The sequence below is a fragment of the Oceanospirillum maris DSM 6286 genome, assembly GCF_000422865.1.
GTDB lineage: Bacteria > Pseudomonadota > Gammaproteobacteria > Pseudomonadales > Halomonadaceae > Oceanospirillum > Oceanospirillum maris.
In genome coordinates, this window is the sequence record NZ_KE383936.1 from 222,456 (window position 1) to 245,135 (window position 22,680).

The 22,680-nt window shown below is 42.6% G+C and carries 23 protein-coding genes; all 23 read left to right on the top strand.

Going from position 1 to position 22,680, the window contains the following annotated elements:
* A partial coding sequence (locus tag G517_RS19135; RefSeq protein ID WP_084632219.1) for a flagellin N-terminal helical domain-containing protein occupies positions 1-1,149 on the top strand: 1,149 nt, incomplete at its 5' end.
* Positions 1,150-1,417: 268 nt separating this feature from the next.
* Positions 1,418-1,843 (top strand): flagellar protein FlaG, encoded by a 426-nt coding sequence (locus G517_RS20245; RefSeq protein ID WP_051206386.1) that lies wholly within the window; start codon positions 1,418-1,420, stop codon positions 1,841-1,843.
* Positions 1,844-1,908: 65 nt separating this feature from the next.
* Positions 1,909-3,627 (top strand): flagellar filament capping protein FliD, encoded by a 1,719-nt coding sequence (fliD, locus tag G517_RS19145; RefSeq protein WP_036591494.1) that lies wholly within the window; start codon positions 1,909-1,911, stop codon positions 3,625-3,627.
* A 19-nt stretch (positions 3,628-3,646) separates the two neighbouring features.
* Positions 3,647-4,087, top strand: coding sequence for a flagellar export chaperone FliS (gene fliS, locus G517_RS19150; protein ID WP_051206387.1), 441 nt, complete (start codon positions 3,647-3,649; stop codon positions 4,085-4,087).
* Positions 4,077-6,239, top strand: a complete 2,163-nt coding sequence (locus tag G517_RS0113015; RefSeq protein ID WP_028304769.1) for a motility associated factor glycosyltransferase family protein — start codon at positions 4,077-4,079, stop codon at positions 6,237-6,239. Before fliS ends, G517_RS0113015 begins: the two co-directional genes overlap by 11 nt.
* A gap of 1 nt (position 6,240) precedes the next feature.
* Positions 6,241-6,552, top strand: a complete 312-nt coding sequence (locus G517_RS0113020) for a hypothetical protein (RefSeq protein WP_028304770.1) — start codon at positions 6,241-6,243, stop codon at positions 6,550-6,552.
* A gap of 8 nt (positions 6,553-6,560) precedes the next feature.
* Entirely contained in the window at positions 6,561-7,709 is a 1,149-nt protein-coding gene (locus G517_RS19155) for a sensor histidine kinase (protein ID WP_036591496.1), read from the top strand.
* 50 nt (positions 7,710-7,759) lie between these two features.
* On the top strand, positions 7,760-9,166 hold the full coding sequence (locus tag G517_RS0113030) for a sigma-54-dependent transcriptional regulator (RefSeq protein ID WP_028304771.1): 1,407 nt from the start codon (positions 7,760-7,762) through the stop codon (positions 9,164-9,166).
* Between the two features lie 83 nt (positions 9,167-9,249).
* Positions 9,250-9,612: a flagellar hook-basal body complex protein FliE gene (gene fliE / locus G517_RS0113035; RefSeq protein ID WP_028304772.1), complete on the top strand. Its 363-nt coding sequence runs from the start codon at positions 9,250-9,252 to the stop codon at positions 9,610-9,612.
* A 51-nt stretch (positions 9,613-9,663) separates the two neighbouring features.
* A complete protein-coding gene (fliF, locus tag G517_RS0113040) occupies positions 9,664-11,397 on the top strand; it encodes a flagellar basal-body MS-ring/collar protein FliF (RefSeq protein ID WP_084632223.1) in 1,734 nt (577 codons plus the stop codon).
* On the top strand, positions 11,390-12,400 hold the full coding sequence (gene fliG, locus G517_RS0113045) for a flagellar motor switch protein FliG (RefSeq protein WP_028304774.1): 1,011 nt from the start codon (positions 11,390-11,392) through the stop codon (positions 12,398-12,400). The genes fliF and fliG overlap by 8 nt, the downstream gene beginning before the upstream one ends.
* A 42-nt stretch (positions 12,401-12,442) precedes the next feature.
* Complete coding sequence (locus G517_RS0113050; RefSeq protein ID WP_157833198.1) at positions 12,443-13,477, top strand: flagellar assembly protein FliH; 1,035 nt, start codon at positions 12,443-12,445, stop codon at positions 13,475-13,477.
* 30 nt (positions 13,478-13,507) lie between these two features.
* The gene (gene fliI / locus G517_RS0113055; RefSeq protein ID WP_028304776.1) at positions 13,508-14,863 is read left to right on the top strand and encodes a flagellar protein export ATPase FliI; all 1,356 of its coding nucleotides are present in this window, start codon (positions 13,508-13,510) and stop codon (positions 14,861-14,863) included.
* Positions 14,860-15,306 carry a flagellar export protein FliJ gene (gene fliJ / locus G517_RS0113060; RefSeq protein WP_028304777.1) on the top strand — a complete coding sequence of 149 codons (447 nt, stop codon included), beginning with the start codon at positions 14,860-14,862 and terminating at the stop codon, positions 15,304-15,306. The genes fliI and fliJ overlap by 4 nt, the downstream gene beginning before the upstream one ends.
* Before the next feature lie 58 nt (positions 15,307-15,364).
* Entirely contained in the window at positions 15,365-16,978 is a 1,614-nt protein-coding gene (locus tag G517_RS20250) for a flagellar hook-length control protein FliK (protein WP_028304778.1), read from the top strand.
* Positions 16,979-17,112: 134 nt separating this feature from the next.
* Complete coding sequence (locus G517_RS0113070) at positions 17,113-17,616, top strand: flagellar basal body-associated FliL family protein (protein WP_028304779.1); 504 nt, start codon at positions 17,113-17,115, stop codon at positions 17,614-17,616.
* Between the two features lie 14 nt (positions 17,617-17,630).
* Positions 17,631-18,599 (top strand): flagellar motor switch protein FliM, encoded by a 969-nt coding sequence (gene fliM, locus G517_RS0113075; RefSeq protein WP_102043372.1) that lies wholly within the window; start codon positions 17,631-17,633, stop codon positions 18,597-18,599.
* A 22-nt stretch (positions 18,600-18,621) separates the two neighbouring features.
* Positions 18,622-19,137: a flagellar motor switch protein FliN gene (gene fliN / locus G517_RS0113080; RefSeq protein ID WP_102043373.1), complete on the top strand. Its 516-nt coding sequence runs from the start codon at positions 18,622-18,624 to the stop codon at positions 19,135-19,137.
* Positions 19,138-19,228: 91 nt separating this feature from the next.
* Positions 19,229-19,645: a flagellar biosynthetic protein FliO gene (fliO, locus tag G517_RS20255; RefSeq protein WP_157833199.1), complete on the top strand. Its 417-nt coding sequence runs from the start codon at positions 19,229-19,231 to the stop codon at positions 19,643-19,645.
* Positions 19,645-20,388 (top strand): flagellar type III secretion system pore protein FliP, encoded by a 744-nt coding sequence (fliP, locus tag G517_RS0113090; RefSeq protein WP_028304782.1) that lies wholly within the window; start codon positions 19,645-19,647, stop codon positions 20,386-20,388. Before fliO ends, fliP begins: the two co-directional genes overlap by 1 nt.
* Before the next feature lie 2 nt (positions 20,389-20,390).
* Complete coding sequence (gene fliQ, locus G517_RS0113095; protein ID WP_028304783.1) at positions 20,391-20,660, top strand: flagellar biosynthesis protein FliQ; 270 nt, start codon at positions 20,391-20,393, stop codon at positions 20,658-20,660.
* Between the two features lie 5 nt (positions 20,661-20,665).
* Positions 20,666-21,454: a flagellar biosynthetic protein FliR gene (gene fliR, locus G517_RS19170; protein WP_084632225.1), complete on the top strand. Its 789-nt coding sequence runs from the start codon at positions 20,666-20,668 to the stop codon at positions 21,452-21,454.
* A complete protein-coding gene (gene flhB / locus G517_RS0113105) occupies positions 21,454-22,587 on the top strand; it encodes a flagellar biosynthesis protein FlhB (protein ID WP_028304784.1) in 1,134 nt (377 codons plus the stop codon). The genes fliR and flhB overlap by 1 nt, the downstream gene beginning before the upstream one ends.
* Positions 22,588-22,680 lie beyond the last annotated feature (93 nt).

Genomic DNA, 22,680 nt, shown 5'->3' on the forward strand with positions numbered 1-22,680 from the left:
CGTATGAACAGCTCGTTTGAGAAGCTGTCTTCTGGTAGCCGTATTAATAGTGCTCGTGATGACTCTGCAGGCTTGCAGATTGCTGACCGTTTAACTACGCAGATCACCGGCTTAAACCAAGCAAACCGTAACGCGAATGATGGTATCTCTATCGCGCAAATCGCAGAAGGCGCATTGAGTGAAGTAACCACCAACGTACAGCGTATGCGTCAATTGGTCGTACAAGGCGGTAACCGCACCATGAGTAGCGATGACCGTAGTGCTCTAGCGCAAGAATTTACTAAACTGCTGGATACCAATAACGATATTGCCGAGCGTACTGCTTACGGCACGACCAAAATTTTGAATGGTGACTCGCCTCAATCAGGTTTCCAGATTCAGTCTGGTGCGCAAGCTGGCCAGCAAGATACAGTGACCACAGGTAATGCTGAGTTGTCTGCTTTGTTTGGTAAAATTGCTGCCGGTGAAAGTGCTACAGGTAACATGTCTGCAATTAGCGGTATGAATAATGCTGCCCTTAAAGCGCTGGGTACTGCAGGTGAATTAGTTGTTGCTTATCTTGCTGTAGAGGGTACAACAAAGGCTACTCGCGGCGAAGCTCTTGAAGAGGTCGCTAATGCCTTATTTGGTACAGATCGTGAAGGCGCTGTTGCTGATTTTGGTACGGATAAAGGTGAGGGCACGATTAATACAGCAGCCCTTACTAAAATTCTAGAAGGTAATATTGATTCCCCGTATGATGGAACAACTACCTCTACCGCTTTTAATGTCATTATGGATGGTGCTACTGGTCTTTTGGCAAATGCTGGTGTTGATCTAGAGGGTTCTGTTGGCTTCACTGATGCCCAGATCAATACGCTACATGGTTTTGCTACAGATACCCTGCTTGATGCGATGAGTGGTCTTGTGACTCAGGTTGATACGCAGCGTGCTAAGTTGGGTGCAGAGCAAAATGGTTTGACCTCTATCGTACGTAGTAATACTGCGGCTGTGGTTAACGTATCAGATTCTCGTTCTCGCATTATGGATACTGATTTTGCTTCAGAAACATCTGAACTGACTCGTAATCAGATTATTCAACAAGCATCAACGACTATTCTGTCTCAGGCTAACCAGTTGCCACAGACTGCATTGTCTCTACTGCGTTAATATTGATCTGCTTCGTTAAGATAGCGTTGTATTTTTTGATAACGCATTGATAATGAAAGAAGTATTTGTAAGATAAGAATCCCGCTTCGGCGGGATTTTTTTTGCCTGTCATCTCTCCTCAAAATCTCTGTAATATCTCTTTAAGAACTCTTCAAGAAATTCTCTGTAAAGCCGATATAGTATAGAGATTAAGGAGCTTAAGGTTTGATAAAGGATTTTCTATTTAAAACCGTTTTTTGAAGTGTTGACTAAGAGCCTGGAGACTGGCATGAAAATTGATAGTAATAGCGATACATACTCGCAGTCCCAAGAGCACCGGCAAAAAACTGCCGCCCCTGATATTGATAAGGTTTCAACAGAAGCGGGTGTTAAATTAGAAAACGTCCGAACATCAAGTGTTGATGCTATTAAAGCAGCGATGCCTGCTAAAGAATATTCAGATGAGGAATTGCAAGAAGCTATTGAAAAAGTTAATCAATACGCTGATATGCAAAAAGTAAGCTTAAGATTGCAAGTCGAAAAAGAATTACAGCAAGTGATTGTAACCGTTGTTGATCAAAGCACGGATGAAGTTATTCGCCAGATACCCTCAGAACAAGCTATTACGATGGCTAAAAGGCTTGATGAGGTTATGCGAGAATTTCTAGATGAGCAGACAGGTTCTGCTTTCAGCCTTTTTTCAGATCAAGTTTGATTATTTGCTTAGATGTTTAATTATTCGCTTAGAATGGTAGCGCTTTCGTTATCAAGGAGAAGATTATGAACTTTTTAGGTATTGGATCTGGTTTAGAACTTTCAACCATGCTAACCAAACTTGTTGAGGCTGCCAGCACGCCTAAAGTAGAGCAATTAGGGAAGCGTGAAATCTTAGCTGAAGATTCAATTTCAGGCTTGGGTATTTTGAAAAGTGCACTGTCAGATTTTCAAACAGCCTCTGATGCACTAAAAGATGCGGGTCTTTATAGCAAAATGACCACGACGGTAACCCAGCCGACGAGTGGTGATATTGTTGAAATAGAAGCTGAAGATAATGCGGTTGCTTCAAATTATACTATTGAAGTAGTCGAGTTAGCCGCGGGTAGTAAAGCAACGTCTGGTTGGAAGTCTGTAAGTTATCAAAGTGATAAATTTGCGAGTTCAACGGATGCTTTGAGTAAAAACGGAACGCTATCTTTTTCCATAGATGGTGCACCTAGTTTTAATTTAAGTGTTTCTGCGGGGGACTCTCTTGACGATATTGCTTTCCATATCAATGCTGCAAATACTGGAGGTACTACTGGGATTAGTGCTCGTGTAACCGATGGTCGCTTGGAGTATTATGCGGAGGGTACTGGTGAGGCTTTGACCGTAACAGGAAGTGACCCAAGTCTTGACGCATTTACAACATCTGGTGATATGACCCAGCGTGCAACAAGTTCCAAGCCTGTTAATTTAAGCGGTGATTTAACCTTTGGGGCTGATGGCAACACCTTTGGTGTGACGTTAGATGGCTCGGAAACACTGGATGAGATCGTAGCCAAAGTTAATAGCGCTGAAGATAATTTTGGTGTAACCGCTAACATCATTGATGGCAAGCTGGTCTACCAGTCCTCTATTACGGGTGTCGGTAATGATTTAAGTGTTACGGGTGACTCGGCAAGTTTAGATAAGTTAACAACAGAAGCCTTTGGTGGTGGTGCTGGAGGCGTTGTTGTTGGTTCTGTCTCAACAGATGCAAAAATCAAGGTGGATGGTGTCGAAATTACCAATGACTCTAATACCTTTGATAGTGCTGTGGCTGGCTTAACGATTACGGCGCTAAAGCAGTCAAAAGATGCCGGCACAGTTGATGCTGAAACGGCTAGTTTAAGTGTTGGTGATAATAAAGTTGCTGTAGAGAAAAAGATTGAAACCTTTGTGGGTACTTATAATACGCTCAGAGAAAAAATGAATGAGCTAAAAGGTTATATGGTCGATAAAAAGTTTGTTGCAGGTAAGCTAACCAACGATCCTATTGTTCGTAATATAGAATCGGTGCTTAACCAAGTAATGACTTCGGTCGGTGTCGATGCTGAGGATAATACCAATACCCTATTTGCCATCGGTCTTGAAATTACAGAGGATGGAACGCTATCACATTCTAGCTCTGATACAGGTGCTTCGGGTCGTTGGGATGCTGCCATGAGTGGTAGCATGGATAGCCTGAAAAAGTTGTTCGCAGGTGATGGGCAAAGCTCAAATGATGGCTTAGCTGATTTAATCAGTGATCAAATTGACAACTATGTTGGTATTACAGGTATCATTGCAGGCCAAGAAAGTTCATTCCAAGAGCAGCTAGATGATCTTGAAAAGGAATACGAAGCCCATACCCGATATATTGCAAGCTATAAGGCAACGCTTAAACAGCAGTTTACTGCACTGGATACTAGCATGGCTCAAATGAATGCAACGCTTAAATATCTCACGTCTCAGCTGGCTGCGTTGCCAGGTGTAGCCTAATAAAATAAGGTCATAAACAATGAACAGAGCAATCAATAAGTACAAGAATGTTAGCGTAGAAAGTGGCTTGGAGGGCGCTAGCCCTTATCAAGTCACCAAAAAGTTATTTGATGGCTGTATGATTTTTATCAAGCAGGCGAAAGTGGCAGTTGCTAACAAGGATTTTGAGAAAAAGTCGTTCCATATCTCAAAGGCCCAAGCCATCATCACAACACTGGCATCAAGTCTTCAGACAGATAAAAATGAAGAAGTAGGTGGTAATTTACTGGCCCTTTATGATTTTTGCCTTAATCGACTAATTGAAGCCTCTGCTGAAATGAATACGGAGAAACTTGATATTGTTGAGAAAATAATGGGTGATATCAAATCTGGCTGGGATTCCATCCCTGCTGCTGCGATCCATCAGGCTGAAGCTATGCGGAACCCTGATAATGGCAAGGTCAGTACTGATGCAGGATAAGTCTCAAGAGCCTTTACAAAGCCATGAATTGGTAGCCGCTTTTATTGAAACGCGGCTATCAAATAATCTAGCTGCTTTTAAAGAACATTTGCCTGATATTTATCAGGCATTTTCTCACTATCAAGAAGAAAGATTTTTCCTTATTTATGATCAAGATGGAAATATCAATCTTTTTGACCGTGAAAGTGAGGTTGCACTTTATTCGGATAATGCAGTACAGCAATGCTTGAATACTTTATCTGAATATGAAAAAACCCCAGTACAGCGACCTTATTTTATCGCGTCAGGTGATAAAAAAGTAGATTTGGTTAATTATGTTCATTCTAACGCATTAAAAAAAGTAGGCGAGCACCAGAAAAATGTTGTCGCTAACTTGGTTAGGTCTACAATAGATAAATCTATTGCTGAAAATAAAGAATTTTCTGGCGATTTTTCTTCTTGTGTGAATTCATTATTTTGCCTTTCAACTGGATTGGGTTTTGATGTAGAGAAACTTTATCTAGAACGAGATATAAAGCATTTTTATGTTATTGAGCCTAATCTTGATGTTTTTTACGCGTCTTTACAGTTAATTGACTGGGCTTCTATTTTAGAAAAATCAGTAGATAAAGGGCTTGACCTTCATATTGTAATAGAAAGTGATAAAGATAAGTTAGTTAGTGCTGTCTCAAACCTTGTTGTAAAGTCAGGGAAGCATAATGTCGCTGGTGCCTATCTTTATTCTGCATTCTATCTAAACGATTATAAGGACCTTTACGAAAATATAAAGTCGACTATTAGTTATAGTTATCTCTCTGGTTTTGGTTTTTATGATGATTCTCGATATAGCTTGGCTCACACACTTGGTAATATAAAAAATAATCACCCTATTTTATCTGCTAATAAAAAGATAAATAAAAAATATAGCCAAGATGAACGGTCTGTATTTATTATCGGTAATGGGCCTTCACTGGATAATGATATAGATTTCATTAAAAATAATCAGAAATCATTTGTTATTGTCAGTTGTGGTTCAGCTTTACGTTCACTGTTAAAGAATGGTATCGAGCCAGATTTTCATGTTGAATTAGAACGAACTGCTCATGTACCTCATTGGGTTAAAAAGTCTGCGGAAGGTATTGAAAGTTTTTTCGAAAAAACAAAGAAAATCACTTTAATTGCTGTATCGCAAGTACATCCCGATGTTGCTAGTCTATTTGGAAAGGTGGGGATTGTACTTAAAGATATAGAAACAGGCTCATCTTTTGCTTACTACGGTTTAGAGGGTAGTGGTGTTGCTCTTGTTCCTAGGTTGGCACCTTCTTGTGTGCATACTGCTGTAACAGTATTTGTCTTGATGGGTTTTAAAAAGATTTATTTCTTTGGAACTGATATGGGAAGTATAGATCCTGAACAACATCATTCCAAAGATAGCAGTTATCAATATTTGAAGAAAGAAACCTCTGATAAGTTTGTTTTTAAGAAAAATGCAGAGATTTATTCTTCGAACTTTGGAGATAAAGAAGTTTACTCGTCTGGGGTTTATCCAATGTTTAAGCGTGAGCTAGAGTCTATCGTCTCAGGCTGGTCTTATACTTTTGGTAATGATATTGATTTTAAAAACTGTAGTGATGGAGCGCTTTTAAAAGGCATAGATCCTTGTTGTCGAGAAGATATTGTTATTTCGAATGATAATAATTCGGAAAAGAATGAGATCTTAGATAACGTTTTTGATGCATTCTTTAGCTATTACCCTGACGGCTCTATTGATGGGCTGTATGAAAACCTTTCCAGTATGAAAGATAGTGTAGATAAGGCATGTGATTACGCTATTGATATGATTAGTGAGGTGGGTACGGTTTGGGATGTTTTTGATCAGGTTGATCGATTCTCAACAGAGTTTCATAGCAATAAGGTATTGGATGATGATGAGGCATGGCTTTATTCTTTATTTGATGGCTCTTTGCTTTATTTTTTAAGCTGTATTAACTCGACTGCTATGTTGCCTGCTGATGAAGCTGTTATTTTGTCTGCTGTTAATAAGCAGTTTGACGAATTAAAAGACTTCTTCGAACAAATCAAAAAAGATTTTAGAGAAAATTGTACGGAATGGGATAAAGAATCCCGTTACTCAATGTTTGCAGAAGAAGAGGCTGTATCTTCGGAGGCTTAGTATGAGTTTTTTAATTTGGCGATCTATTGTTGATCAGGTTAGTGCTCTAGAAAGCGTTGCACTTAAAGAGGGTTGGGAGCAGATACCAGAGCTTGGGGCTAAGCTTGATCAGGATCTACGGTCTTTTTTTGAAACGCAGATTTCTGATCTTACTGCTGAAGAGCAAGGTATCGTTAAGCAGGAAGGTAACCAAGTAGTAACAACTATTTACACGCTTCTAGAGAAAGCGAAACAAGAAAAAAAGAAGATCAATAATGAAGCTGGTAAGATGGCTCGAGGCAAAAAAGGTATTTCTGCCTATAAAAAAACATAGGGTAGTTTATGAGCGCATCGGCTAAAGAGTTGCAGGCGGCTTTTTTGGAGTTTTCAGCTCTGTCAGAGCAGCTAACATCATCTTATGATCAGCTTCAGTTTAAGATAACGTCGTTAACCACAGAATTAGAAGAAGCCAAAAGACAGCGCTCGGAAGAGTTAACTAAAAAACAGCAGGTTGCTGAAAAACTTGAGCACCTGCTTTTTTTATTGCCAGTTGGCGTGGTGGTAATTGATGGCAGTGGTACGGTTACTAGTGCAAATCCCACGGCTTGTGAACTTTTATCTGGTAGCCTAATTGGTGATACTTGGGTTGAGGTGATAGAAAATTGCTTTGCACCGCGCCAAGGCGATGGTTATGAAATATCATTAAAAGATGGCCGGTTGGTATCAATATCAACGCGTTCTTTGGAAAAAGAGCCAGGGCAGATGATTGTTATTAATGATATGACAGAGACTCGACGCTTGCAGGAACAAGTAAGCCGTAGTGAGCGATTAACAGAAATGGGACGTATGGTTGCATCTCTTGCACATCAAATTAGAACGCCCTTATCTGCTGCTATGTTATACGCAGGCCATCTTCAAGCCGGTGGGCTTTCTGAGGAAAAGCAGACTAAATTCTCAAGCAAGTTATTAGGTCGGCTTAAAAACCTTGAACAACAGATTGGTGATATGCTGATATTTGCACGGGGCGGTAGCACGATTGCTGAGCCTTTTGCTATTCAAAGCTTGGCTCAATCTATTACGTCAGAAACTGAGAGTGTACAGTTAGCCTCTAATGTTATTATAACTTTGGATGTTCAGTGTGATGGTATGCTCTTGGGACATTTGGAGTCGTTGTCAGGTGCCGTGCTTAATTTAGTCAATAATGCGGTCCAGGCTGGGGCAAAGTGTGTCGATATAACATTCTTTCAAGAAAGCCATGAATTGCTGATTATTAATGTTAAGGATGATGGTCCTGGAATTGCTGAAGAGCAGATTGCTAAGATCACTGAGCCTTTTTTTACAACAAAAAGCCAAGGAACCGGATTAGGGTTGTCTATTGTTCAATCTGTTGTGAGCGCTCATAAAGGATTGTTAAGTGTTGAATCTGAGCTTGGAAAAGGGTCTCAGTTTGTTATATCGTTGCCCGTTATAAGCTTTAGTTACCCGTTATAAGCTTTATCGTAGATTAGACATCAGACAGATGGATACTTGGACAGTTAATTATGCACAAAGGAAAGCTTTTAGTCGTTGAAGATGATGCAGATCTTCGCGAGGCAGTTGTCGATACTCTTGAATTAGCCGGTTATGACGTGGTTGATTCAGATTGTGGTGAATCGGCCATTGTGGCATTGGCTCAAGAATCCTTCGATATGGTTGTTTCTGATGTCAATATGCCTGGTATTGATGGGCATCAGTTATTAGAGCATGTCGTTACGAAGTACCCAGGTCTAAGCTTTTTAATGGTTACAGCCTATGGTTCGATCACTAATGCTGTTGATGCGATGCGCCAAGGGGCGTCTGACTATTTGGTAAAACCCTTTGAGCCGAGTAAGCTCGTAGGATTGGTTGAGCGGTATATTGCGGGAGTATCGGCGGATAAATCTGATGCCCCTGTTGTAGAGAGCGATAAAGGGAAGCAGGCATTTGCTTTAGCTAAGCGCGTTGCTGTGACGGATTCAACGGTTTTAATTGCCGGTGAAAGCGGTTCAGGTAAAGAAGTTATTGCCAAATATATTCATCAACACTCTCAACGAGCAGATAAACCTTTTATTGCCATTAATTGCGCTGCAATTCCAGAAACTATGCTTGAAGCAACTCTTTTTGGTCATGAGAAAGGGGCGTTTACAGGTGCCCATGCGAGTGCTCCAGGTAAATTTGAGCAAGCAAATGGCGGTACATTGCTACTTGATGAAATATCAGAGATGGCGATTGATTTGCAGTCAAAGCTTTTACGGGTGCTTCAAGAGCAAGAAGTTGAACGTGTTGGTGGGCGTAAGGTTATTAAGCTTGACGTGAGAGTTATTGCGACCACAAATAGGAATATGAGGGATTATATTTCTGAGGGGCGTTTTCGGGAAGATTTATATTATAGGCTTAATGTATTTCCTTTAACTTTGGCTCCTCTGCGCGAGCGTGTGGAAGATATTGTTCCGTTGTCAGAGAAATTATTTAAAAAGCATGCTTCCAAAATGAATCGCAGTGATATGCAGCTTTCAGAGTCCGCAAAGCATATGTTGAAAGCATACGCTTGGCCTGGAAATGTACGAGAGTTAGAAAACGTTGTTCAGCGTGCGTTGATTTTACAACCCGGCTCTATAGTTGAGGCGGCAGATCTTTGCATAGATTCTTTTGACATTGCGGATAATTTTTGCCCAGACAAATCAATAAGTGACATTGAGACTACTGGTTCCGCTCTGTTTGATTCTGGAATATCATCTGTCTCTGGACGGCTAGGAGACGATCTTCAAATGAAAGAGTTTGAGATGATTCTAACTGTTTTACGCGAATTTAAAGGGCGCAAGAACAAAGCTGCTGAGAAGTTAGGCATTAGCCCAAGAACATTACGCTATAAATTAGCTAAAATGCGGGATAATGGCATAGATGTTGAAAGGGAAATAGAAGTTGCCTAACTCCAGGTATGGCAATAAGCAGGCGATCAGATATAGAATCAGTCCGTTAATATTCATTTAATGCAACAAGTTGAGGATTTACCATGGTAGATAGAGCTGATATATCAGGAGTGCTGGATCAAATTCGGTCTATGCAGTCTGAAATTCATCAGGCTAGCCGTGTTGCTCCTTCAGCCAATAGCGCTAATGTTACGGCCATTAATGGTGCCAAAGCGGCAGATGCGCCTGATTTCTCTGAAATGCTTAAAGCCGCTATTGATAAAGTTAATGAAACACAAAAAACAGCTAGCGCATTGCGTGAATCTTATGAAATGGGTAATCCTGAAGTGGATATTACTCAGGTCATGATTGCCTCACAAAAATCGACGGTGGCTTTTGAGGCCATGAGCCAAGTTCGCAATAAATTAGTGTCGGCTTATCAAGAAATTATGCGGATGCCACTTTAATAACGTTAATTTCTAGTAATTTGTCGCCAACCTGGACTAGGAACCTGATGAATGGATAACTCCTCTGCTGAAGCAGCGAATGAAGCTTCTGAGCTTTCTAATAACGAACAAAGCCAGACTGGAGAACCTAGAGCAACAACAGATCCAGCCGCTAACCGCTCTGGTATTAGTGGTGTTATGGCTGGTTTTAACAATCTTGATATGCTTCGTCAGCTAGGCCTTCTAGCTGGTTTTGCGGCAAGTATTGCGATAGGATTTGCTGTTGTTCTTTGGTCGCAAGAAGAAGACTATCGCCCGCTTTTGAGTAGTATTGGTGAGTATGATTCACCGGCAGTCGTTGATATTCTTGAAAAAAATGGTATTAACTACAAAGTAGACCCTAAATCAGGGGCATTACTGGTGCTTTCTGATCGTATTTATGAAGCTCGAATGAAAATAGCGGCTTCTGATGTGGCTCGTGCGAATACGGTTGGGTATGAATTACTCGATCAAGAGCAAGGCTTAGGAACGAGTCAGTTTATGGAGTCGGCTCGATACCGTCGTAGTATTGAAGGTGAGTTAGCTCGTACAATTTCTAGTTTGCAGCCAGTAAAGGGCGCGCGAATTCATTTGGCAATGCCTAAACAGTCTGTTTTTGTAAGGGACTATCGAAAGCCTTCTGCATCCGTATTTTTAAATCTTCATAGTGGCGCTGCTCTTGATTCCAGTCAGGCGAATGCCATTGTTAATCTTGTTGCAACCAGTATTCCTGAGCTTGACCCTAAAAACGTCACTATTGTCGACCAGAAAGGGAGAATGCTCTCTCAGACTGAAACCAAAGAGTCAGATAAACAAATTCAGCGACAATTTGAGTATTCGCGCAAGTTAGAGCGAGTTCTTACTGAGCGAGTTCGCAGTATTTTGGAGCCAGTATTAGGTGCTGGTCGTTATCAAGCCGCTGTCTCAGCTGAAGTTGATTTTACTCAAACAGAGCAAACCGAAGAGATTTATAATCCTGATTTACCGGCCTTGCGAAGTGAGCAAGTGCTTGATGAGCATCGTTCTGGTGATATGAATCAAGGTGGCATTCCCGGTGCGTTGTCAAATCAACCTCCTACTCCTGCTGATGTACCAGAACAAGCGACAGATGAGAATGGTAATCTAATTTCCACGACACCGGTCAATAGTCGAAAACAGGCAACTCGTAACTTTGAGTTAGATCGAACGGTTAGCTACTCGCGTAATAATTTGGGGCGAGTGGATCGATTGACTGTGGCGGTGGTCGTTGACGATATTATTATCCGTGAGCCGGATTCTGGTGATGTTGTTCGTCGCGCTTGGGATGAGAATGAACTGAAGCGGTTAGAAGTCCTTGTTCGTGATGCGGTTGGCTTTAATGCTTTGCGTGGCGATAGTGTTAATGTTGTTAACTCGCCGTTTGCGGATGGTGGTGGTGACGTAATCGAGAAACTGCCTTTCTATCAAGAGCCTTGGTTTTGGGAAATTGCTAAGCAAGTCTTGGCTGGGTTATTTGTACTTATTCTTATTTTTGGTGTGCTTCGTCCGATCCTTCGCAGCTTGGCTACTGCAAGGGATGCGAGTGATGGTGCCGATGCAGAAGATGAAGTCATTCCTTTGGATGACCTGGGTGACGATCAAGTGACCCTGTCCGCAGCGGATGATCCTTTGCTAGCAGGACCAAATGAAGCATATGAACGTCAATTAAATGCTATTCGAGCTATGATCGCTGAAGATCCTGGCCGTGTTGCACAGGTTGTAAGGCAGTGGGTGATTTCTGATGAGTGATGAAGATTATCAAAGTCTGAGTTCGATTCAGCGCGCTGCTATTTTGCTGATGACGCTGGGCGAGTCTGATGCGGCACAGATTCTGCGTCATATGGGGCCGAAGGAAGTTCAGAAAGTCGGTATGGCCATGTCTCAAATGCAACATGTTTCTAAAAGTCAGGTAGAAGAAGTACTTTCTGAATTTCTAGAAACAGCAGGTGATGTGACAGGTCTGGGTGTCGGGGCTGATAGCTATATCCGCCGAATGCTGACAGAAGCTTTGGGTGAAGATAAAGCAAACGGTCTTATCGATCGTATTTTGTTAGGCGGTAATACTACAGGGCTAGATACTCTGAAATGGATGGAGCCTCGGGCTATTGCCGATATTATTCGCTATGAGCATCCTCAAATTCAGGCGATTGTTTTATCTTATTTAGATTCGGATCAATCTGCAGAAGTACTTGCATTCTTCGACTCAAAAGTGCGTCTTGATGTTATTTTACGAGTTGCTGCTTTAGAGTCTGTGCAGCCTCAGGCTTTGCAAGAGTTGAATGATATTCTTGAGAAGCAGTTCTCTGGTAGCACGGGGACTCAAACAACGAGTATGGGCGGTGTTAAAGTCGCTGCCAATATCATGAACAACCTAGAAAGTGCGCTTGAAGGTGAGTTGATGGAGGCCATCAAAGAAGTTGATGAACAGCTAGGTGAAGAGATTGAAGACCTAATGTTCGTATTTGACAACCTTGTTGAAGTTGATGATCGTGATGTTCAGATCCTATTGCGTGAAGTTAACCCGGACAGCTTGGTTCTGGCGCTTAAAGGTGCAGATACTCGCGTACAGGAAAAAATCTTTAAAAATATGTCTAAAAGAGCCAGTGAGCTGTTACGTGACGACCTTGATGCGAAGGGGCCTGTTCGTGTGAGTGAGGTTGAGCAATCTCAGAAAGAAATTTTGGCTATTGCTCGTCGCTTGGCTGAAGATGGTGAAATTACGCTTGGTGGCGGCGCTGACCAAATGGTTTAGGCTTGTTATCGTAATGTATATGGCTTGAGTTGAGTGAAAACTATGTCTCTGGATAAACGACACCTATGGTCGAGTGAAGAGATTGAAGCCTTTGAACGTTGGGAGATGCCGGATTTAACCGGTGTCTCCCTTCGTAGTTTAGGGCGTGGGAAAATCTCAGATAACGCGGCGGACTCTGAAGAATCTCAAGAAGAGGTTGAAGAAGTTCAGCTACCCACAGTAGAAGAAGTCGAGGCGATTCGTAAAGCGGCATACGATGAAGCTCATGCAGAAGGTTTTGAGCAAGGACGGCTTGATGGCTTTGAGCAAGGCCGAGAAGATGGCTTTCTAAAAGGTAAAGCTGAGGGTTATGAAGACGGTTCTAAGAAAGGCTATGAAGAAGGGATGCAGCAAGGTGAGCGCGAGATTAATGATGCCTTGTCTCGCCTAAATAGTATTTTATCTCTCCTCCATGAGCCGATTGCTGCACAGCATGAGGAGCTTGAAGGTGTGCTTTATGAGCTTCTGACGCACCTGGTTTCTTTAGTAACAAAGCAAGAGTTGAGTGTTAATTCGTCAGTTGTGACGCGGATTATTCAAGAGTCGTTGGCTGCATTGCCTCATAACAGCGAACGAATTCGTGTATTTATTAATCCTATCGACTATGAGTTAGCCCGTGAGCAAGCGAGCCGCCAGATTGATCCTTGGCATGTCTATCCTGATGAGGATATCGCACCGGGTGGTTGTCGTGTTGAAAGCTTAAGCTCTCTGATTGATAACACGGTTGAACATCGCTTAGGTGATCTGTTGCAACAGATTGTTATTGATAGGTATGCGACTCCAAAAGCGGCTCAAACAGTTAAGCCGCCAGCGCCAAAAGCGGCTCAATCTGCAGCGCCAAAAGCAGCTCCAGCGGCTCGGCGTACTTCGCCTAAAACAACAGATCAACCTGTGGCTCGAAAAGGAGCCCAAGCAGCACAGTCTACTGCTCAAAAAACAACTCAGCGGGTCGCGCCAAAAACAGATCAATCAGTGACTCCAAAAGCAGCTCCGAGTGTGAGTCAAAAAGAGCATGTAAAGCCCCCATCAAACGCTTAGTTTGATTAATGGATATTCAGGTTTGAACTTATGGATAATCTAGCTCAGCGTTTACGACAATATAAGCCTAGTGTCGATGTAAAGCCCCGTATTCGTGCTGAAGGACGCTTGGTTCGCATGGTGGGGTTAACATTAGAGGCCATTGGCTGCGATATGCCTGTGGGTAGCTATTGTAACGTTGAAACTGCGCGTGGTGACTTTGTTGAAGCCGAAGTTGTTGGTTTTGCCTCTGAAAGGACTTTCTTGATGCCCGTTGGTATGGCTGAAGGTTTAAAACCGGGTGGGCGCGTTATCCCGAATGATAAAGCTTTGAATATTCCGGTTGGTCCAGAACTATTGGGGCGAGTACTTAATGGTATCGGTGAGCCTTTGGATGGACGAGGCCCTATTACCACTAAAGACACAACTAGTTTACACGGAAAAATTATTAACCCTTTAGCGCGCAAGCCGATTCGCGAAACTCTTGATGTTGGTATTAAGGCGATTAATGCCTTGTTCACCGTAGGGCAAGGACAGCGAATAGGTTTGTTTGCTGGTAGTGGTGTGGGTAAAAGTATGCTGCTTGGCATGATGACCCGTTTTACTGAAGCTGACATTATCGTCGTCGGTCTTGTTGGTGAGAGGGGCCGAGAAGTTAAAGAGTTTATTGATGAGATTTTAGGTCAAGAAGGTATGTCGCGCTCGGTTGTTGTTGCCTCTCCTGCTGATGATGCGCCTTTGATGCGATTGCGTGCTGCGATGCTAACGACCAGTATTGCAGAATACTTTAGGGACCAGGGGAAGAAAGTTTTATTGTTGATGGATTCATTGACTCGTTTTGCGCAGGCGCAGCGAGAAATCGCTTTAGCGATAGGGGAGCCACCGGCAACAAAAGGTTATCCACCATCAGTATTTGCTAAAATTCCTCAGCTGGTTGAACGTGCGGGTAATGGTAATGAAGGTACGGGAGGCTCCATTACTGCATTTTATACCGTGCTAACAGAGGGCGATGATCAGCAAGACCCTATTGCTGATGCAACACGGGCCATCCTTGACGGCCATATTGTTCTATCTCGTCGCTTGGCAGAAGAAGGACACTACCCAGCTATTGATGTTGAGGCTTCTATTAGTCGTGTAATGCCTCAAGTTGTATCAGAAGATCACTTGAAGTTAGCCTATTCATTAAAGCAAATTTATGCCTTATATCAACAAAATAAAGATCTAATTAGTGTTGGTGCATATAACGCAGGTTCGGATGCTGCTATTGATCAGGCTATCGCTTTGATGCCAAGGGTAAAAGGCTTCTTACAGCAAAATTTGAAAGAGAATGTTGATATTGTGACTAGTTATCAGCAAATGAATCTTGCATTAAATAACCAACTACAGGCAAAGGGCGGTGAGTCATGAAGCGTTCCGAACGGCTGAAGAACATCATGAGTATGGCGGAAAAAAAAGAAAAAAATGCTGCGAATGCTTTAGGTTATTTGAATACCAAGATTATGAATGAAGAGCAGAAGCGAGAGCAGTTGATGGGCTATGAGCTTGAGTATCATGAGCAGATCATAGAGACCGGAAAAACAGGAATTAACGGTGCAACACTTAGAACCTACTTTGGTTTTATGGGGAAGCTCAGTCATGCTGCTAATCAACAGATTGGTCATATTGCTGAACTAGAGCAGCAAGTTGATCAGGTGCAGGAATATTGGTTTAAAACCCGTGGTAAGTTAAAGGCTTTTGAAAGTTTAGTTGATAAGGTGGAGCGGCAAGAAGCGGCGGAGCAGGATAAGCAAGAGCAAAAAATGCTTGATGAGTTTGCATCCCAGGCGTTTATACGGCGAATGGATAGATGATCGCACTTGGCATGTACCTTGCTAAATACCCTCTAGGAATAATCAACGAGGATACAACATGGGTGTCAGTCAAGCGCAATCAGTTGTTGATGTATTAGCCTCCTCTACCTCTGCAAGTAAGCGGAATCAAAGCAACGCTAATCAGGCTATGTTTGATATTGCTTTGAAGAGTGCATCAATAGCTACACCTCAAGCCTCAGGGAATGAAACGTTAAAAAAACAGGATGTTGCATCAGCTGCAGATAAAGCTAAAGGCAAAGAAGTTCCGCATAACGGCAAAGAAGTTCCAGAGAAAAGTGATAACGCTAAGACTGCTACCGTTGCTCATCAGGATTCGCGTGACGCTGTTTATAACGCTCAAGCGGAAGATGATTCTAACCAAGCCGCTGAGGACAATGAGCGTGATTTGGCGCTTGTTGATAAAAATGCCATGCAGGCCGCTGCTGACAAGGCGGCGCTTGCAGCTAATGAAGAAGAAGAGGAATTAGAAGCCGCTGCTTTGGCTGATGCAGATGCTTTAGCCTTAGATCAAGAAGAGGTTGATTTAGCTTTAGAGCAAAAAGAAGCATTAACTGCTGAAACGTTAAATGATCTTTTAACTCAGATGGAATCCGGTGAACTTAGTGCCGAAGATTTCCTAGGGAAGCTTGAACAGGTTTTAGAATCGCAAGATCTTGATATCAGCGATATTCAAGACTTTGTTGTATCTGAAGGTCTTGTGTCAGAAGAAGAGTTTAATGAACTCTTGGCAGACCCTGCTGATTTTATTACGCAGCTTCAGCAATGGTTTACCCCTGATAGTGAGCTTGCGGCAACGTTAAAAGATCTTGGTGCAAGTGCTGATGTTATCGCTCGATTGGGCGCGGCATTACAAAGCCGATTATCTAATCAGAATGAAACCTATCGCTTTGTCGATGTTTTGAAGTCTGAGAATAACAGCCGCCAAGCTGATGATCTTGTTTCCAGTTTGCTAAAAGAACAAGGTTCGGCTAAGGATCAAGATTCTTTATTTGATAGAGATAAACTTTTTGAGCAACTTATGGCTCAAAAAAATCCTGATACAGCTGGTAAGGTCTCGGGTTTTGCTGGGTTGATGCTTAAAGAAGGTGTTCAAGGAGGATTTTCCCAGGCTGGGACTCTTGGCAGTACAGTGGTTGGATCAGGAAGTGAAACTTTACAAGCTCAAGGCTTAAGGCCTGGAGTGCAAGTTCAAACACAGACGCTTCCTCAGTTACCTGTTTTGCGTGGTTTGCCTGGGCAGGCAGGTGCAACAGAAGCTCTTAATGAACGTATTATGATGATGCGCTCAAAAGGGATTCAAACCGCTGAGATTCGCTTAGATCCACCTGATTTAGGGAGCTTGGAAATTCGAGTTCGTGTCTCTGGAGATACAACAACGATTCAATTCCATAGTCCAAATCCAAGTGTTCGTGAGGCGCTGGAGTCTCAAGTGAATAAGCTCCGTGAGATGATGGAAGGTGCCGGTGTGGATCTAGGGCAAGTCGATGTTTCGGATCAATCGCTATCCGAGAGAAAAGATGACGAATATGCCTTTGGTGAAAGCCCTCGCTCTAGCGATGGGGCAAGTGATGAGGACCCAGAAAGTGACTCTGTCGCTGAAAGGCGCATACAGAGCCAATCGGCGATTGGAGTAGTTGACTACTTTGCTTAGGCCTTGCATTATCCTATGCCGAGTAACGATCTAGTCGTTATCAACCCTATTAATAGTTAGTAGTACTAATCTATTCACCGTGCCAACCTATTTATTATTAACGGCATTAACCAGTTGAGAGTAAGAGGCGTGAAATGGAAGACCTAAATGAACAAAAACAAAGCAATAAGAAAACAATTATTATTATTGCAGTTGTTGTCTTGCTCTCAATTGCAGCTGCAGTAGGTGGCACACTCTACTTTTTTGGTGGTGTGCCTGGGTTAAGTGGAGACTCTAAAGTACAGGCTAATGTTAGTTCTGGGCCGCAGATTATTCCAAGTAATTCTATTTATTACTCAATGGAGCCAGCCTTTGTTATTAATTTCAATGCGGGCAGAAAGCAGCGGTTTATGCAGGTTTACGTTGCGGTTAAGGCCCAGACTGAGTCAGCAGTCAGCCAAGTTGAACGCCATGCACCTGTGATTCGTAATAATCTTAATCAATTGTTTGCGAAACAAGATTTTGAAAGCATTCAGACACCTGAAGGCAGAGAAGAGATGCGTCAAGCGGCAACTCAGGCAGTTCAGGATGTGCTAGCTAAGCATGGTAATGGTGAAACAATTGATCAGGTGTTGTTTACGAACCTGGTTATGCAGTAAGGATCGGTATTCTTATGCAGGATTTACTCTCTCAAGACGAAATTGATGTCCTTCTGCACGGGGTAGAAGATGATGATCTGCCAACAGGCGGTGATGATGAGTCTGATGGCGATATTCAGTCTTATGATATAACTAGCCAAGATCGTATCGTTCGAGGGCGAATGCCAACCCTTGAAATGATTAATGAGCGTTTTGCTCGTTATACAAGGATTAGTCTGTTTAATTTATTGCGCCGTAGTTCCCATGTGACAGCCGGTGGCGTGCAAATTATGAAGTTTGGTGAGTATGTACATACTCTATTTGTACCGACCAGTCTTAACCTTGTAAAAATGCGGCCATTAAGGGGCTCGGCATTATTTGTTCTTGATGCCAAACTTGTATTTAAGCTGGTTGATAACTTTTTTGGTGGTGATGGACGTCATGCCAAAATTGAAGGACGGGAATTTACACCTACGGAAATCCGTATTGTTCAGAAAGTTCTTGAGCAGGTTTTTGTTGATTTAAAAGAAGCTTGGAGTACTGTGCTCCCCTTAAATTTTGAGTATATTGGCTTCGAAGTTAACCCTTCCATGGCAAATATTGTAAGCCCTAGTGAAGTAGTGGTGGTCAGTACATTCCATATTGAGTTAGACGGCGGTGGTGGTGATATGCATATTACCATCCCGTACTCTATGATAGAGCCTGTCCGTGAAGAACTCGATTCAGGTGTGCAAAGTGACGTCGATGACGTTGACGAGCGCTGGGTGCGAGCACTGCGTCAAGATGTTATGGAGGCCAATATACCGCTGAATGTAAAAGTGGTTGAGCGCCAAATTAATCTTGGTGAAATTATGGGGCTTGAAGCAGGTGATATTATTCCTGTCGATATGCCTGAGAATGTAACTCTTCTGGCTAATAACGTACCAACTTTTAAGTGTAAGTTGGGTCGGTCGGGTGAGAATTTAGCATTAAAAATTGTCGAGCAGGTTAAGCTGCAGCGTTAATAAACAGGACTGGCGGTGAGTTATGAGTGACGAAAATAATGAACTGAACCCTGATGGCATGGGTGATGATTGGGCTGCAGCAATGGATGAGCAAGGAACAACTGATTCCGCTGATGATTGGGATGCGGCTATGGGAGAGCAATCTGCCTCTGGCGAAGATGATTGGGCTGCGGCGCTGTCTGAGCAAGAGACGTCAGACGGTCTCTCTGAAGACGATATTGAAACAGCGCCACTTGAATATCTAGAAGATGATAGCGTTGGAAATATGGATGATGATAATCCTAATCTAGACGTTATTATGGATATTCCTGTTACCATTGCGATGGAAGTTGGTAGTACTGAAATTGCGATTCGTAACCTTCTGCAGTTGAATCAGGGTTCTGTTATTGAGCTGGATCGATTAGCAGGTGAACCTCTTGACGTTAAAGTGAACGGTACTTTAATTGCTCATGGAGAGGTTGTTATGGTGAATGAAAAGTTTGGTATTCGTTTGACGGACGTTGTTAGTCCATCCGAGCGTATTCGTAAGCTTCGATAATTGGTTGTTTATGTCGTTAAACCTAAAGCAATATTGTACAAAGCTGCAGCTTAAGAAAAGCTACTTATTTGTTATTGTTTTTGGATTATGTTTGAGCTCGCCTGTGCGGGCTCAAACTGTATCTGAAGCCAGTGAAAAGCAAGCAGCATCTAGCTTTCAAGCCGGAACGGCTACGACAGGTATTGAAGATGTGGCTTTCTCTTTAGCTATCGTCTTGATTCTTATTTTCGCGTTGGCTTGGCTTGTTAAGCGTTTTGCACCGGGTGTTGGCAAGATGGGGAATAAGCATATAACTGTGCTCTCAACCATGGCTTTAGGTAACAAAGAGCGGTTAATGTTGGTTGATGTCGCAGGTACTCAGATGGTTTTAGGCGTTTCGTCATCAGGGATTGAATGTTTGCATGTTTTCCCAGAGGCCCCCATTGGATTGCCCAACGGGACTGCTTCAAGTGATGTACATTTTGGAAAAATCCTGCAAGGCTTCAAAGCGAATAGGGAAAAGAATTAATGCTTCGATTTGTATTACTTTTTGCCTTGGGGTTATTGGCAAGCACTGGAGCTTTTGCTGACACAGGCATTCCTGCACTGACGTTGGTTACTGGTGAAGATGGCACTCAGAGCTATACTGTAACGATCCAAATTCTTGCCATCATGACGGCGCTGACGTTTATTCCAGCTGCCTTGGTCATGATGACATCTTTCACTCGGATCATCATTGTTTTTGCTATTTTACGCCAAGCATTGGGTTTGCAGCAGTCACCATCAAATCAGATTTTGATTGGGTTGGCATTATTCCTAACCTTTTTTATCATGACTCCGGTTTGGGAAGAGATAAATGTCAGTGCCTTGCAGCCTTATTTGTCAGAAGATGTAACGGCCCTTGAAGCCGTTCAATTGGCGAAAAAACCTATAACAGAATTTATGTTAGCTCAAACACGGGAGGATCATGTTGATCTTTTCGCTCGAATTGCTGGTCATAATATTATTCGATCCACCGATGAGATTCCTTTTAGCGTGCTTGTACCGGCGTTTATGACTAGTGAATTAAAAACAGCCTTTCAGATTGGCTTTATTGTCTTTATCCCCTTTCTCGTTATTGATTTGGTTATTGCCAGTATTTTAATGGCAATGGGTATGATGATGCTATCGCCTATTATTATCTCGTTGCCGTTTAAAATTATGCTATTTGTGTTAATTGATGGTTGGGCCCTGGTTATGGGAACTCTAGCCTCAAGTTTTGGAGCGGGTTAGCTATGACGCCATCCGTTGTTACCGATATCCTGCGCGAAGCTATGTTTCTTATTATGCTTATTGTGGCGGTTATGGTTGTACCTAGTTTGATCGTGGGCTTGATTATTAGTGTCTTTCAGGCCGCCACACAAATTAATGAACAAACCTTGAGCTTTCTACCAAGATTGTTCACAACGCTTATGGCTATTGTTATTGCAGGGCCTTGGATGGTTCGCTCCCTTGTCGAATTCGCAACTCGATTGTATTCAAATATTCCCTTTCTAATAGGCTAAAGCTGATGCCGTATCAGATCTCAGATACGATGATCATTGAGTGGGTTGCAGGCTTTCTATGGCCGTTATTCCGAGTTGCTGGCTTTTTTATGGCAGTACCTTTGATCGGCTCGCAAACGTTGCCGTCAAATGTTCGGCTACTTTTAGCCTTGGTTGTCACTTTAGCCATTCTGCCTATGGTGCCTGATGTACCGCAAATAGACTTGATCTCAATCGAAGCATTTCTGGTTATTGCTCAACAGGTAATGATTGGCGTGGCTTTTGGCTTTGTCATTCAAGTGGTGTATCAAGTATTTGCTCTTGCTGGGCAAATGTACGCTATGCAGGCTGGTTTAGGTTTTGCGTCAATGGCGGATCCTGCTAACGGGGTTAACACAACTGTTGTTGCTCAGTTTTTGGTGATTGGCGCTAACTTATTGTTTGTTAGTCTGAATGGGCATCTAGCGCTGATACAAATTCTGGCTGATAGTTTTCGAATGATACCTATTGGCTATAGCGGTATTGATCGAGAGTTTCTTTGGGAATTGGTCAATATGGGAGGGTGGATGTTCGCCTCTGCTTTTCTAATTGTTATTCCAGGGGTTACCGCACTTTTGATGGTACAAGCTGGGTTAGGTATCGTGACCCGCGCAGCACCTCAGTTGAATGTTTTCTCATTAGGTTTCCCGTTTATGATGACCTTTAGCCTTCTTATTGCTTGGATCGGCCTGACAACGCTGACCTCACATTTTGAAGCGGTTTTTGAGTTTGGCCTGACGTTTCTTAATGATTGGATTGAGTCGAGGGCCTATTAATGGCAAAAGAAAATGAAGATGGGCAGGAAAAAACCGAAGAGCCCACCAGTAAGCGCATTCAAGAGGCCCGTGAAAAAGGCGATGTTCCCCGATCAAAAGATCTAAATACCATGCTGTTAACGCTGGTTGCAGCAGCAGCCTTGCTGGTGTTGGGGCCTATTATCGCCGATGCCTTGAAAAGCGTTTTTCGCTATAATTTCACAATATCCCGTGAGGATATTTTTGATACTCAGGGGCTTTTTCGACATTTGACTCATTCGGTCAAAGAAAGCTTTATCGGTATGCTGCCTACCATGGGGGTTCTTATTTTAGCGGCATTAATCGCGCCTATTTCTTTGGGTGGGTGGAACTTTAGTACACAAGCTTTAGCACCTAAATTTAGTCGGTTGAATCCTATTGAGGGTATCAAGCGCTTATTTTCCATGAATTCTCTAGTAGAACTACTTAAGTCAATAGGTAAGGTTGCCGTCGTTGGTATTTCCGCTATTTTTGTTTTTTTAGCCTATCGGATGGAGTTACCTTCGCTATCTTGGATGGCTCCGGAGTATGCCTTTGGCAGAATGTTAGAGATTTTAGCCTGGGTGGCGATCTGGATTAGTGCTTCATTAATTATGATTGTATTGATTGATGTACCGTTTCAGCTGCATCAGTACAATGAAAAAATGAGAATGACTTTACAAGAAGTCAAAGATGAAATGAAAAACACTGAGGGTAAACCGGAAGTTAAAGGCCGCATTCGACAGCTGCAGCGTGAAATGGCAAACCGAAGAATGATGTCTGATGTCCCTCAGGCCGATGTTATTATTACTAACCCGACGCATTTTGCTGTTGCTTTGAAATATGACGAAAATGGGATGGGGGCTCCTGAATTGCTCGCTAAAGGCGGTGATGAGGTTGCGATGAAAATTCGAGAGATAGGCGATGCTAATGATATTCCTATTTTACAGATTCCCCCTTTGTCTCGAGCAATTTACTATAGCACGGAGATTGGTGATGTGATTCCGGAAGGACTTTATATGGCAGTAGCACAAGTCCTAGCGTACGTATATCAGCTGAAGCAGTCAAAGACAGGTAAGGGAAGTCATCCAGGGAAAACTCCGTCACCTGAGATTCCTTCTGAGTACAAAAAGTAAAGAAATTAAGCAGTTGCTTAACACTTTGCCTGTTATAGTATTGTTGGTAGCATTAGCCTAAAATTAATTCTGACTGCCAGCAAACAAGGGCAA